The sequence below is a fragment of the Mumia zhuanghuii genome (assembly GCF_042681565.1).
Classification (GTDB): Bacteria; Actinomycetota; Actinomycetes; order Propionibacteriales; family Nocardioidaceae; genus Mumia.
Window position 1 is genome coordinate 226,952 of the sequence record NZ_JBHUFT010000001.1, and the last position, 12,713, is coordinate 239,664.

Annotated in this window: 12 protein-coding genes and 1 tRNA gene; 4 read left to right on the forward strand and 9 right to left on the reverse strand. The window is 71.5% G+C overall.

What is annotated here, in order from left to right:
* Positions 1–8: 8 nt before the first annotated feature.
* Genes ACFSDF_RS01125 through ACFSDF_RS01145 form a run of 5 tightly spaced genes read right to left on the reverse strand, consistent with a single transcriptional unit; the run spans position 9 to position 5,633 of the window.
* Positions 9–1,484, reverse strand: a complete 1,476-nt coding sequence (locus tag ACFSDF_RS01125) for a peptidoglycan D,D-transpeptidase FtsI family protein (RefSeq protein ID WP_377155729.1) — start codon at positions 1,482–1,484, stop codon at positions 9–11.
* The gene (locus ACFSDF_RS01130; RefSeq protein WP_167000779.1) at positions 1,481–2,866 is read right to left on the reverse strand and encodes an FtsW/RodA/SpoVE family cell cycle protein; all 1,386 of its coding nucleotides are present in this window, start codon (positions 2,864–2,866) and stop codon (positions 1,481–1,483) included. Before ACFSDF_RS01130 ends, ACFSDF_RS01125 begins: the two co-directional genes overlap by 4 nt.
* Positions 2,863–4,191, reverse strand: coding sequence for a PP2C family protein-serine/threonine phosphatase (locus ACFSDF_RS01135; protein WP_167000780.1), 1,329 nt, complete (start codon positions 4,189–4,191; stop codon positions 2,863–2,865). The genes ACFSDF_RS01130 and ACFSDF_RS01135 overlap by 4 nt, the downstream gene beginning before the upstream one ends.
* Positions 4,192–4,200: 9 nt before the next feature.
* Complete coding sequence (locus tag ACFSDF_RS01140; protein WP_167249604.1) at positions 4,201–4,683, reverse strand: FHA domain-containing protein FhaB/FipA; 483 nt, start codon at positions 4,681–4,683, stop codon at positions 4,201–4,203.
* A complete protein-coding gene (locus ACFSDF_RS01145; RefSeq protein WP_167000784.1) occupies positions 4,680–5,633 on the reverse strand; it encodes an FhaA domain-containing protein in 954 nt (317 codons plus the stop codon). The genes ACFSDF_RS01140 and ACFSDF_RS01145 overlap by 4 nt, the downstream gene beginning before the upstream one ends.
* 147 nt (positions 5,634–5,780) lie before the next feature.
* Here ACFSDF_RS01145 and ACFSDF_RS01150 point away from each other — a divergent pair.
* Positions 5,781–5,863, forward strand: a tRNA-Leu gene (locus tag ACFSDF_RS01150).
* A gap of 71 nt (positions 5,864–5,934) precedes the next feature.
* On the opposite strand, the gene ACFSDF_RS01155 is transcribed toward ACFSDF_RS01150, so the two are convergent.
* Together ACFSDF_RS01155 and ACFSDF_RS01160 are read right to left on the reverse strand one after the other, a co-directional pair.
* Positions 5,935–6,735 carry an SDR family NAD(P)-dependent oxidoreductase gene (locus tag ACFSDF_RS01155; protein WP_167000786.1) on the reverse strand — a complete coding sequence of 267 codons (801 nt, stop codon included), beginning with the start codon at positions 6,733–6,735 and terminating at the stop codon, positions 5,935–5,937.
* A gap of 33 nt (positions 6,736–6,768) precedes the next feature.
* Complete coding sequence (locus ACFSDF_RS01160; RefSeq protein ID WP_377155733.1) at positions 6,769–7,449, reverse strand: GntR family transcriptional regulator; 681 nt, start codon at positions 7,447–7,449, stop codon at positions 6,769–6,771.
* A 7-nt stretch (positions 7,450–7,456) separates the two neighbouring features.
* On the opposite strand from ACFSDF_RS01160, the gene ACFSDF_RS01165 reads away from it, so the two are divergent.
* Positions 7,457–10,282, forward strand: coding sequence for an FAD-binding and (Fe-S)-binding domain-containing protein (locus tag ACFSDF_RS01165; protein WP_377156114.1), 2,826 nt, complete (start codon positions 7,457–7,459; stop codon positions 10,280–10,282).
* A 36-nt stretch (positions 10,283–10,318) separates the two neighbouring features.
* Here ACFSDF_RS01165 and ACFSDF_RS01170 read toward each other — a convergent pair whose 3' ends face one another.
* Positions 10,319–10,903: a TetR/AcrR family transcriptional regulator gene (locus tag ACFSDF_RS01170; protein WP_377155735.1), complete on the reverse strand. Its 585-nt coding sequence runs from the start codon at positions 10,901–10,903 to the stop codon at positions 10,319–10,321.
* A complete protein-coding gene (locus tag ACFSDF_RS01175; RefSeq protein WP_377155737.1) occupies positions 10,896–11,744 on the reverse strand; it encodes an alpha/beta fold hydrolase in 849 nt (282 codons plus the stop codon). Before ACFSDF_RS01175 ends, ACFSDF_RS01170 begins: the two co-directional genes overlap by 8 nt.
* Positions 11,745–11,812: 68 nt before the next feature.
* Here ACFSDF_RS01175 and ACFSDF_RS01180 point away from each other — a divergent pair, with 68 nt between their 5' ends.
* Together ACFSDF_RS01180 and ACFSDF_RS01185 are read left to right on the forward strand one after the other, a co-directional pair.
* Positions 11,813–12,292, forward strand: a complete 480-nt coding sequence (locus ACFSDF_RS01180) for a hypothetical protein (RefSeq protein ID WP_377155739.1) — start codon at positions 11,813–11,815, stop codon at positions 12,290–12,292.
* A 5-nt stretch (positions 12,293–12,297) separates the two neighbouring features.
* On the forward strand, positions 12,298–12,708 hold the full coding sequence (locus ACFSDF_RS01185; protein WP_167002195.1) for a GNAT family N-acetyltransferase: 411 nt from the start codon (positions 12,298–12,300) through the stop codon (positions 12,706–12,708).
* Positions 12,709–12,713 lie beyond the last annotated feature (5 nt).

The following is a 12,713-nucleotide window of genomic DNA, read 5'->3' on the forward strand; positions in this document are numbered from 1 at the left end:
ATCGACGTTCATCGGTCGAGCACCGCCTGCATCACTGATCGGGCGATCGGGCCGGCCAGGCGGCCGCCCGAGATGTCGTCGCGACCAGTGCTCGACGACTCGACGACGACAGCGACCGCAACCTTGGGGTCGTCTGCCGGGGCGAACGAGATGAACCATGCGTACGGCGGGCGGTCGGCGGTCGACTGCGCCGTGCCGGTCTTGCCTCCGACCTCGATCCCCGGGATCGCCGCAGACCCGCCGGTGCCGTTCTCGACGACGTCGACGAGCATCTGCGACAGGCCCGTCGCCGTACGGCTGGAGACCGCGTCGCGGATCTTCTCGGGCTTAGCCGTCTCGATCGTCTTGAGGTCGGGCGAGCGGACGGTCGAGACGAGGTAGGGCTTCATGAGGGCACCGCCGTTGGCGATCGCTCCGGTGGCCATCGCCATCTGCAGCGGTGTCGCCGCGACCTCGAACTGGCCGATGCCGCTCTGCGCGAGCTGCGGCGCCTCGAGCTCGACATCGGGGTCGGAGGTGAACTGGCTGGGGCTCATCGGGAGCTGGTCGAGGTCGCGCGCACCGAACCCGAAGGCGTCGGACTGGCGCTCCATGTCGTCCTGGCCGACCTTCATGGCAAGGTCGCCGAACGTGACGTTGCACGAGACCTCGAGGGCCTGGGTCAGCGTGATGCGCGGGCCGCCACAGTTGCCGCCGCCCTGGTTGCGGAGCACGTACGACCCGAAACCGGGCGCGGTCAGTCCGCGTCCACCCTTGACGACGCTGTCGGGGTTCAGGTTGAGCTTCTCCATGGCCGCCGCGGCGGTGACGATCTTGAAGGTCGAGCCCGGCGGCAGGATCTGCTGCGTGCTCCGGTTGAGCATCGGCTTGTCCTTGTCGGCGTCGAGCCGCTTCCAGGCCTTCGATACCTCGTCCAGGTTGTGGCTGGCGAGGAGGTTGGGGTTGTAGGTGGGGCTGCCGGTCATCGCGAGGATCGCGCCGGTGCTCGGATCGAGCGCGACGACGGCGCCCTTGGCGTTGCCGGGCAGGTTCTCGATCCCCTCGGCGGCCGCCCGCTGTGCACGGCGGTTGATCGTCACCGAGACGCTGCCGCCGCGCGGTTGGTTGGACCCGATGAGGTCGACGACGCGGTTGACGAAGAGCCGGTTGTCGCTGCCGGACAGGATGTCGTTCTGGGACTGCTCGAGCCCGCTGCGCCCGAAGGTGTAGCTGAAGTAGCCGGTGATGTCGGCGTACAGCTTGGCCTCGGGGTAGCGGCGCTGGAACTTCCACTGGTCGTCGACCGGGACGCTCTCGGCGATCGGGCGGTCGCCGACGAGGATGGGGCCTCGCTCGCGGGCGAACTCCTCGTCGATCACGCGGCGGTTGCCGTTCTTGGCGTTCAGCGTGTCGGCCTCGACGAACTGGATGTAGTTCACGCCGATGAGCAGGGCGGTGAACAGCACCAGGCACACGATCGACATCACACGGATCGGCCGGTTCACAGCTTCACCACCTGGGTCGCGTCGTCCATCTGCATCGGGGCCGCCTCCGGAGGCGGGCGTCGGCTCTGGTCGCTGATGCGGAGCAGGAGGGCGATGATCGCCCAGTTTGCAAGGATCGACGAGCCTCCGTACGACATGAACGGTGTGGTCAGACCGGTCAGCGGAATGATCCGGGTGACGCCGCCGATGACGACGAAGACCTGGAGCGCGAACGAGACCGCGAGGCCGGTCGCGAGCAGCTTGCCGAACGCGTCACGGCACAGCAGCGCGATGCGCAGGCCGCGCTCCACGATCAGGCCGTACATCAGCAGGATCGCCATCGCGCCGGCAAGCCCGAGCTCCTCTGCGAACGAGGCGAAGATGAAGTCGGAGTAGGCGAACGGTGTGAGGTAGGGATTGCCCTCGCCGAGACCGCGTCCGAGCAGGCCGCCCCACGCCATGCCGTACAGACCCTGGGTCAGCTGGAATGTGCCGTCGGTCACCGGGAACGGGCTCAGCCAGGCGTCGACACGGCTCTGGACGTGGCTGAACGTGGTCGCGGCGAAGAGAGCGCCGCCGAGGAACAGCGACATGCCGACGACGAGCCAGCCGGGGCGCTCCGTGGCGACGTAGAGCATCACGACGAACAGCCCGAAGAAGAGCAGCGACGAGCCGAGGTCGCGCTGGAGGATCAGGACACCGAGGCTGACCACCCAGGCGGCGAGGATCGGGCCGAGGTCGCGCCCGCGGGGGAAGTCGATGCCCATGAAGCGCCGGCCCGCCAGCGCCAGGGCGTCGCGCTTCACGACGAGGTAGCCGGCGAAGAAGATCGCCAGGCAGATCTTGGCGAACTCGCCCGGCTGCAGGCTGAAGCCCCCCACGCGGATCCAGATCCGGGCGCCGTTGATCTGCGTCCCGATCACCGGCAGCAGCGGCAGGATCAGCAGGACGAGCGCCGCGAGGCCGAACGTGTAGGTGTAGGCCTGGAGCTTGCGGTGGTCGCGCACGATCAGCAGCACGGCCACGAACAGCGCCAGGCCCATCGCCGTCCACATGACCTGCTTGCCCGCGAACTGCTTGGCCTCGTCGCCGAGACTGTCGAGGCGTGCGAGGTCGAGGCGGTAGATCATCGCGATGCCGAGCCCGTTGAGGGCGACGACGAGCGGCACGAGCACAGGGTCGGCGTACGGGGCCACGAAGCGGACGACGAGGTGGGTCGCGACCGCGATGACCACGAGAAGGACCGCGAGCCCCGCAACGAACCCGGGGATCTTGCCGCGCGCGCCGAGCCCGACGGCGCAGAACGCGAAGATGACGATCACGAGCGCGAGCGCGATGAGGAGGGCCTCCGCCCCTCGACGCTTGCGGTGGACGACGGCGGGAGTGGTGGCGGGGTTGCTCACTCCGCACCACCGCACTCGTTGCCGGGCAGGTTGGCCTGTGCCGGGTCGGCGCACAGTGTCGCGATGTCGCGCAGCGTGGTGACCGTGTCACGGGCGTCGGTCAGCGAGGTGGACGCGATGCCCTTCTTGACCTGGTTGGCGCGGAAGGTCGGGAGGGCGTCGACGCGGACGTCGGAGACCTCCTCGACGCTGTCGACGTCGATGAGCGGGAGGTCGGCCTGGATGCCCCGGTAGATCACGACGACGCCGTTCTCGGTGCCGACGTAGTACTGGTGCTGGGTCCAGTCCCACGCGAGCTTGGCGGCCGCGGCGAGCAGGGCGACGACGAGCGCGACGACGACGAGACGACGCAGCCAGATGTGGCGGCGCGGCGCACGCGGGGCGTAGCGCAACGCCTCGGGGTCGATATCGCGCGTGATCGCCCCGGCGCCTCGCTCGCCGTTGACGCCGACCTCGTCAGGAGGGAGCGGGATCGCGTCCAGACTCGTGGCGGTCGTGCTCGTGTCGCCCCCGGGCCTGGCCTGCTCGGCGGCGGCACCGACGAGCATCGGCTGCTCGTCGGCGCAGGCGAGCGTCGGGTCGACAGGGGCTTCGGGGTCGACCATCTCGCCGAGGATCACGGTCACGTTGTCGGCGCCGCCGCCGACGAGCGCGCGCTGGACCAGGTCGACCGCGGCGACGTCGACGTTGGGCGCCGTACGGAGGACGTCCGCGATCGCGTCGTCGTCGACCATGTCGGACAGACCGTCGCTGCACAGCAGGTAGCGGTCGCCGAGCTGCGGCTCGATGAGGGTGAGGTCGGGCTCGGACTCGTCGCGCCCGAGCAGCACGCGCAAGATCAGCGAGCGGTTGGGGTGGGTACGGGCGCCCTCGCGGGTGAGTCGTCCCTCGTCCACGAGGCTCTGGACCAGCGTGTGGTCCTTGGTGATCTGGTGGAGCTGCCCGTCGCGCATGAGATAGGCACGGGAGTCGCCGATGTGGGCGAGCCCGAACTGCGCACCGTTCCACAGCAGCGCGGTCAGGGTGGTCCCCATGCCCTCGACGCTCGGGTCGTCCTCGATGACCTCGGCGAGCCGGTCGTTGGCACGGTGCACCGCACCCGCGAGCGCCTCGATCACGTCGCCCGGCGGGGGCCCGTCCAGGCGCCGCACCACGTGCATGACCTCCGACGACGCGAGGTCGCCGGCGGCCGCGCCGCCCATGCCGTCGGCGATGACGAGCAGGTGCGGGCTCGCATAGCCCGAGTCCTGGTTGGAGGTGCGACGCCGACCGACGTCCGACAGCGCGGCGTACGTGTAGGCGAGGCGGGGCTGCTGCAAGGACACGGGCGTCGCCTACTTCCGGAGCTCGACCACGGTCTTGCCCAGGCGTACGGGCACCCCGAGGTCGACCGGGACAGGGGTGGTCACGCGTTGGCTGCCGAGATAGGTGCCGTTGGTGGACCCGAGATCCTCCACATACCACTGCTCACCGTTGGTGGAGAAGCGGGCGTGACGGGTGGAGACATAGTCGTCGTCGAGCCGGATCGCCGCGTCGGTGCCGCGTCCGAGCAGGATGTCGGCGCCGGTCACCGGGACCAGCTGGCCGGCGTTGGGGCCGTCGGTGACGACGAGCGTCGACGGCATGCCGCGCTTGGGTTTGCGGCCCTTGGGTGCCTTGGGTGCGCGCGCCTTCTGGCTGGCCTGCTTGGGGACGCGCGGCGACTCGACCTTGGCGCCGAAGATGTCCGAGCGGATCACCGAGACGGCGGAGAGCACGAACAGCCAGAGCACCGCGAGGAAGCCGAGCTTGATGAGGGTGAGGGTCAGCTCGGTCACCAGCGACCACCTTGAGGGCCAGCATGAGGAGGCGGTGGGGCCGGCGCGTGCCCGCCGTACGCACCGGGGCGGCCCTGGCCCGACGGTGGTGCGGCGTGCGAGCCGGGTCCTTGCGAACCGGACTGGGGACCGGCGGGCGAGCCGGCGGCCGGTGCGACCGGCCCAGTGGGACCGACCGGAGGGCCGGGTCGTGCGTGGGGGTTGCGGACGACGACGAGGGTGTTGCCGAGCTGGACCCGCGAGCCGTCGGAGAGCACCGCGTGCGTGACGCGGCGGCCGTCGACGACGATGCCGTTGGTCGAGCCCAGATCCTCGATCGCGACGCGGACGCTGTTGCCCTCGAGGAAGACCCGCACCTGCGCGTGCTGGCGGGAGACCCCGGGGTCGTTGATGCGCAGCTGGGCATCGGTGCCGCGGCCGATGATCACACCGGGCGGCTCGACGGGATGGCGTACGCCGTTGACCTCCAGCACCACCGGTGCCTTGGCGACGGCGGTGTCGGTCATCCGGACTCCAGCGGCGGGGGTCACAGCGGCGGAGGCGCGCGAGCGGATGCGGAAGCGGCCCGTGGTCAGGTCGGGCTGGTGGACGAACTCGAGCTTGAGCGGGCCGGCGAGGGTGTAGTGCTGCTCGGCGACGTGCTCGTGGACCAGCTCGGACAGCTCGCCGGAGAGCGTGCCTCCGTACGGGGCGAGGCGCTCGAAGTCGGTCTGGGCAAGCTCGACCGTGAAGTCGTTGGGGACGAGCACGCGGTCGCGCGACAAGATCTGGGCCCCGTTGTCGAGCTCGCGCTGCAGGGCGGCGGCGATCTCGACCGGTTGGACCGCACTCTGAAAAACGCGCGCGAACGCACCGGAGACTGCGTCCTCGAGACGCTGCTCAAAGCGCTGGAGCACACCCATCGCTGCGACCTCCTCCTGTCCGCTCGTGCCGGGCGTCGTGACAGACACGCGTACTCTCTCGGAGAAGAGGACCGCGCGTCCACCCGATCGTATCGGGCCGGGGGAACATGCCGCGCTCCTCACACCGGACGCGCGTCGAGAGGCCACCCGTTTGACTGTCGTGCTGGGGGTGGCTGTTAGACTCACGACGCAATCGCGCGAGTGGCGGAATGGCAGACGCGCTGGCTTCAGGTGCCAGTGTCCGTAAGGACGTGGGGGTTCAAGTCCCCCCTCGCGCACAAGCGAAGGCTCCCGGTCAGATCTCCGACCGGGAGCCTTTTTCGTGGGGGTGCGCACGTGTGGCGGGCGTTCAGACTCCGGTGCCGGCGAAGACGTCGCGGCCCTTGCCGCCCTTGGCGAACCGGAGCCCGAGCTCGAGGCTGCCGACGCGCTTGAGCGTGGCGCCGTGCTTGGGGTTGGCGAGGATCATGTCGACGATCGGCGGCGCGGCCTCTTCGACGGGGTCGGCGAGGATGTTCATCGCCTTGCGGACCCGCGCGAAGCCTTCGGGACCGAGCTCGCGTGCCTCGCGGATCATGCCGTCGGTGACGACGACGCCGGGGCTCACCGACGCGATCTTGACTGGGCCGTCCGCCGTCTCGCGGACCAGCGCGTCGGTGAACGCCCGCAGGCCGCGCTTGGTCGACCCGTACACGGTCATGCCGGGGCGGATCTTGCCGTCGGAGCCGCCACCGAGGATGTTCACGAGCTGGCCGTGACCCTGGGCGGTCATGCCGCGGACGGCCACACGGCTGCCGAGGATCGTGCCGACCATGTTCGAGGTCACCATCTCGACGATCCACTCAGGGCGGAGGTCGACCACAGGGTGGACCGTACGGGCGACGCCGGCGTTGTTGATCCACAGGTCGACGGAGCCGAGCTCGCCGACGGCGGCGTCCCACAGGTGCTGCACCGAGGCGGGGTCGGAGACGTCGCAGACGAGCCCGATGACCCTCCCCGCGTCGGAGGACTGCTCCAGGCGCTTGGCGGCGTCGGAGACCGATTCTTCGCCGCGTCCGCTGACCACGACGTCGAAGCCGCGTGCTCGCAGCTCCTTTGCCAGGCCGAATCCGATGCCCCTGCTGCTGCCGGTGATCACCGCGGTCTTCATGCGAGGAACGTATATGATAGTGACGCCGTTCCGCTAGAGGGAATGCCCGACCACGTCGTCCCAGAGCTCGTCCACCGCGGCCGCGTCCGGCGTGGCCCCGGCGAGCTGGCCGACGAGCATCCGCCCCGTCCGTACGAGGTGAGTCCGCATCGCCGCCTCCGCGGCCGGGCCGTCGTGCCGGGCGAGCGCCTCGACGATCGGCGCGTGCTCGATGCGGATCTCGTGCAGCGACCGCCCCGCGTGTGAGGTCGGCGGACCGAGGAGCGCTGTGGTCGCACGCAGGGAGGCGACGATCGCCGCGGCGCGGGCGTTGCCGGACCCGAGGAGGACCGCCTCGTGAAGCGCCTGGTCGGCCTCCCAGAACGCCGGCTCGTCGCCGCGCTGCTCGGCCTCGACCAGGGCCGCGTACGGGCCGGACAGGTCGACGCCGCGCTCGCCGCACCGCCGTGCCGCTGCGGGCTCGAGCGCGAGTCGTACGGCGAAGATCTCGGCGACGTCGCGCGCCTGCGGGAGCACCACGCGGAAGCCGCGGTTGCGGGCGATCTCGATCAGCCCTGCCTCGGAGAGCCGCACCATCGCCTCGCGTACGGGGCTGCGCGAGACGCCGAGCGCGTCGGCCAATTGGTAGACGGAGTAGATCTCCCCCGGGACGTACTGCTGGTGTCGGATCCCGTCACGGACGTGCGCCACCACGGAGTCGGTCAACGAGGGCATGAGTAACATGTTACTCGTGACGGTGACTGACACGCGCGACACCACGGCCGCCCTGCGCCGCGCCGGCCTCGAGGTGCACGACGACGACGGCACGAAGGCGATGTACGCCTCCGACGCCTCGCTCTACCGGATCCCCCCGCTCGCGGTCGTCCGCCCGCGCGACGCCGCCGACGTGGCCGCGACGCTCGCGCTCGCTAAGGAGCACGGTGTCCCGCTGACCGCGCGGGGGGCCGGCACGTCCATCGCGGGCAACGCGATCGGGCGGGGCATCGTGCTCGACTTCAGCCGCCACATGAACCACGTCCTCGCCGTCGATCCTGCGGCGCGCACCGCCGTCGTCGAGCCGGGCACCGTCCACGCCGTCCTCCAGAAGGCGGTGCTGCCGCACGGGCTGCGCTTCGGCCCCGACCCGTCGACGCACCCGCGCTGCACCATCGGCGGCATGATCGGCAACAACGCGTGCGGCAACCGCGCGCTCGGCTACGGCCGGACGTCCGACAACGTCCGTGGCTCCACCCACCTGCTCGCGTCCGGCGAGACGCTCGTGACCGGGTACGACGCCGCGGGCGCCGCGTTCGCGACAGGCCCCGAGCCTCTCCTCGCCGACCTGCGGGCCGCCGCCGGTCGCCACCTCTCGACCGCGCGGACGGAGTTCGACCGGTTCGGCCGCCAGGTCAGCGGGTACGCCGTCCAGCACCTGCTGCCCGAGCGCTTCGACCTCACGCAGCTGCTCGTCGGGTCCGAGGGCACGCTCGGCATCCTCACCGAGGCGACGGTCCACCTCGTAACGGATCCCGCGCACCGTGTGCTCGTCGCGATCGGGTTCGCCGACATCGTCAAGGCGGGCGAGGCGGCACCGACAGTGAAGACGTACGGCCCGACCGCGTGCGAGGGCATGGACGTGCGTCTCGTCGACGTCCTGCGGTCGCGTCGCGGTGATGCGGCGATCCCCCCGCTGCCGCGCGGCGCCGCCTGGCTCTTCGTCGAGATCGCCGGCGACGACCGTACGGACGTGCTCGACCGCGCACGCGCGCTCGTCGACGCGGACCTCGGTGTCGAGTCGCTGCTCGTCGAGGACCCGGTGACCGCCGCACGCCTGTGGCGGATCCGCGAGGACGGGGCGGGCCTCGCCGGCCGCGCGCCGTCGGGAAAGCCCGCGTGGCCCGGCTGGGAGGACGCGGCGGTCCCGCCGGAGATGCTTGGTTCCTACCTCGCGCGGTTCGAGGAGCTCGTCGCCGAGCACGGGCTGACGTCTGCCCCGTACGGGCACTTCGCCGACGGCTGCATGCACGTGCGGCTCGACTACCCGCTCGACGAGCCCGACGGCCTGCCGCGCCTGCGCCGATTCCTCACGGCGGCGGCGGGGCTCGTTGCGGAGTACGGCGGGTCGCTGTCCGGCGAGCACGGCGACGGCCGGGCCCGCAGCGAGCTGCTGCCCACCATGTACTCCGCCGACGCGATCGCGTTCTTCGGCCAGGTCAAGCACGCGTTCGACCCGGACAACCTGCTCAACCCCGGCGTGCTCGTCGATCCCGACCCGTTCGACGCCGACGTGCGCGTCGCGGGCGTCGCGCCGTACCGCAAGCAGCTCGCCTTCGCGTACGAGGCCGACCACGGCGACCTTGCGCAGGCCGTGCACCGCTGCACCGGCGTCGGCAAGTGCCGCGCGGACAACTCGGCGGCGGGCGGCGTGATGTGCCCGTCCTACCTCGCGACCCGTGAGGAGAAGGACAGCACGCGTGGCCGGGCGCGGGTGCTCCAGGACGTCGTACGGGGTGCGCTCGACTGGCGTGCGCCCGAGGTCGCGGACTCGCTCGACCTCTGCCTGGCCTGCAAGGGCTGCGGGTCGGACTGCCCGACCGGCATCGACATGGCGACGTACAAGGCAGAGGCGCTGCACCAAAAGTTCCGGCGGCGCCTGCGTCCGCGTTCGCACTACACCCTCGGACGCCTGCCGCTGTGGAGCCGCCTGGCAGGGCGGATGCCGCGCGTGGCCAACCTGATGATGCGCCTTCCGGGGATCCGGCACCTGGCCATGTTCGTCGCCGGTGTCGACGGGCGTCGGTCGATCCCGGAGTTCGCGAGGCCGCCCTTCCGGCGCTGGTGGTCGGCCGAGGTGGCGGAGGAGACGACCGATCGCCGCCCGGTGGTCCTTTTCGTCGACAGCTTCTCCAACTCCTTCTCCCCCGAGGTCGCGCAGGCGACCGTACGACTGCTGCGCGAGGCGGGCTTCGAGCCGACGCTGCCGTCGTCGCAGCTGTGCTGCGGCCTGACCTGGATCACCACGGGCCAGCTCGACGCGGCCCGCCGCATCCTCGGACGTACGGTCGGCGAGCTCGCGGAGTCCGTCCGTGCAGGGGTGCCGGTCGTCGGGATCGAGCCGTCCTGCACCGCGGTGCTGCGCAGCGACGCCGTCGAGCTCCTCGACAACGAGGACGCGCGCGTGGTCGCCGGTGCGACGAAGACCGTCGCCGAGCTGCTCGCGACCGCCGAGGACTGGACGCCGCCGGACCTGACGGGCACGATTGTCGTCGCCCAGCCGCACTGCCACCACCACGCGGTGCTCGGCTGGGAGGCCGACCGGGCGCTGCTCGCGCGGACCGGCGCGACGGTCACGACGCTCGCTGGGTGCTGCGGGCTCGCCGGCAACTTCGGGGTCGAGCGGGGCCACTACGAGGTGTCGGTCGCGGTCGCCGAGCAGAACCTGCTGCCCGCCTTGGACGCCGCGCCCGACGCCGTCGTGCTGGCCGACGGGTTCTCGTGCCGGACCCAGGTCGCGGACCTGCGCGAACGTCCGGCCGTTCACCTGGCGGAGCTCCTGACGAGGGACTGAGAGCCGGTACGGCCAGGACGTCGTACGACTCCCCCGTCAGTCGCCGAGGGTCGCGAGTCCGGCGACCACGACGTCGAGGAGTGCGTCGAAGCTCGCATCGAGGTCGTCGGGCAGGCGGAAGCCGAGGTCGAGCTCGAGGACGACGAAGCCGTGCATGGCCGAGCGGAAGATGCGCACGGCGTCCACGAGGCGGTCGTCGGACACCCCGGCACCGCGGACCACCGCTGCGAGGACGGCGACGGCGTCGGCGCCCGCCGCCGCCAGCGAGGCGTCGTCCGGGTCGTCGGGATCGGCGGCGACCTGGGTCGCCGCATAGCGCCCGGGGTGCGCGCGGGCGTAGTCGCGCATCGCGTGCCCGAGCGCCCGGATCGCCTCCGGCCCCGAGCGGCCCACGGTCGCGCGGCTCGTCGTCCGGACGAGCTCTTCGACCGCCCGTACGGCGATGTCCCGGCGCAGGGCAGCCAGCGACGCGACGTGCTTGTAGAGGCTGGGCGTCGAGACCCCGGACGCCGAGGCGACCGCTGCGAGGGTGAGGTCGGCGAAGCCCGTACGACCGCCGAGATCGACCACGTCGAGCCCGACGGCGACCACCCGCTCGCGGTTGAGTCCCGCCCTAGGCATCGGCGTCGTCCTCGCGGGTCTTGGCTGCAAGGAACGGGAGGAGGACGGCGAGCACCTCGTCGCGCGCCTGGAGGTGCGGATAGTGACCGACCTGCTCGAGCACGATGCCGTCGGCACCGAGCGTCTCGCGGGCGAAGGCGAGCTCGGCGCGCGCGTCGGAGAAGTCCGGGTCGGTGTCGCCGAAGACGGCCAGGACCGGCGTACGGACGTCGGTGAGGCGGGCCTCGACCTCGCGGTGGTCAAGGGCGACGGTGAGGCGGCGGAACGCCCGCAGGCGAGCCGGGTCGCCGAAGGTGCGGCGCAGCAGGGCGATGCGCGCGTCGAGCCCGGGTGTGGGACGACCCTTGCTGAGCATCGAGCGGACGTACCAGGCCCACACGGCGCCACCCCACGGGCGGGCGAAGAGGATCCGGTAGAAGCCGCGCATCACGGCGCCCATCGCCGGCGACATCGGCTCGCGCAGGAAACCGGCGAGCAGGACCACGCCGCTCACGAGGTCGGGGCGGTCCGCGGCGGCGATGACGGCGGCGGACCCGCCCATCGAGCTGCCGACGAGCACGGCGGGGCCGGCGTCGAGGTGCTCCACGAGAGCGACCAGGTCCGCCGCCGTCACGGAGTCGCCGTACGCCCGGAAGTCGGTGTCGGAGTCGCCGTGGCCGCGCAGGTCGGTGACCACGACGCGGTAGCCGGCGCCGGCGACGAGGGGTGCGAGCGTGTCATACGTCGCGCGGAGGTCGCCCATGCCGGGGACGAGCACGACGACCGGGCCCTCGCCCGTGTCGGTGTAGGCGACGCGGCCGTCGGGGCGCGTCAGCTGCTGGACGTCGGATGCGTGGCTCATGTCCATCACTATACGGCTAATGCTATTAACTTTGCAAGGCGTGCCCACCCCTGTCGTACGGTGTCGCCGTGACCCCTGCGCCCGACCCCCAGGCGACGTTCGACGCGCTGTCCCGTGTCCTCGCGCCGACGCCGTGGCAGGTGACCCGACGCGACAGCGGAGTCGTCGACGTTCAGAGGGACCTCGCCGATGCCCGGTGGCACGGGGCCCTCGCCAAGGCGGGGCTGAAGAAGGACATCCGGCACGAGCTACGCTTCACGCCCGACAGGGGGACGTACGTGATCACCGACGTCGCGACGACCGTCCGATGGTCGGCGGGGATCAGCGGTGCGCCGCACGCGAGCTGGCGCAAGGACGTGCACCGCGGCCGGCAGCTCGGTCGTACGCGCTCGACCGAGGACGTCCGCTCCGTGATCACGGCGATCGCCAGGGAGCACGGCTGGCGCGAGAGGCTGCCAGTGTCGGCCTGGGTCGGGGTCGTCGTCGGTGGCGTGGCGCTGGTCGCCGGCCTCGTCGTCGCCGTCCTCGCTTTGGTGCTCGGGCTGTGAACGATATGGCCTACGTCTTCTCCGACGACCCCGCGCGCCTCGACCGCGCCCGCATCCACGGCTGGCTCAGCGAGGAGGCCTACTGGGCGCTCGGTCGTCCCCGCGAGGTGCAGGACGCGGCGATCGACGGGTCGCTCAACTTCGGTGTCTACGACGCCGACGGCACGCAGGTCGCGTACGCCCGCGTGGTCACCGACGGCGCGACGTTCGCCTGGCTGTGCGACGTGTTCGTCGCGCCGTCCGTACGAGGCCGGGGCGTCGGGGTGATGCTCGTGGACGGCGTGGTCGCCGCGCTCGACGCGCTGCACCTGCGCCGCACGATGCTCGCGACCGCCGACGCCCACGGGCTGTACGAGAGGTACGGGTTCGCGGTCGTCGACGATCCACGGAGGTGGATGGTGCGGCCCGGCTCGTGAGCCGG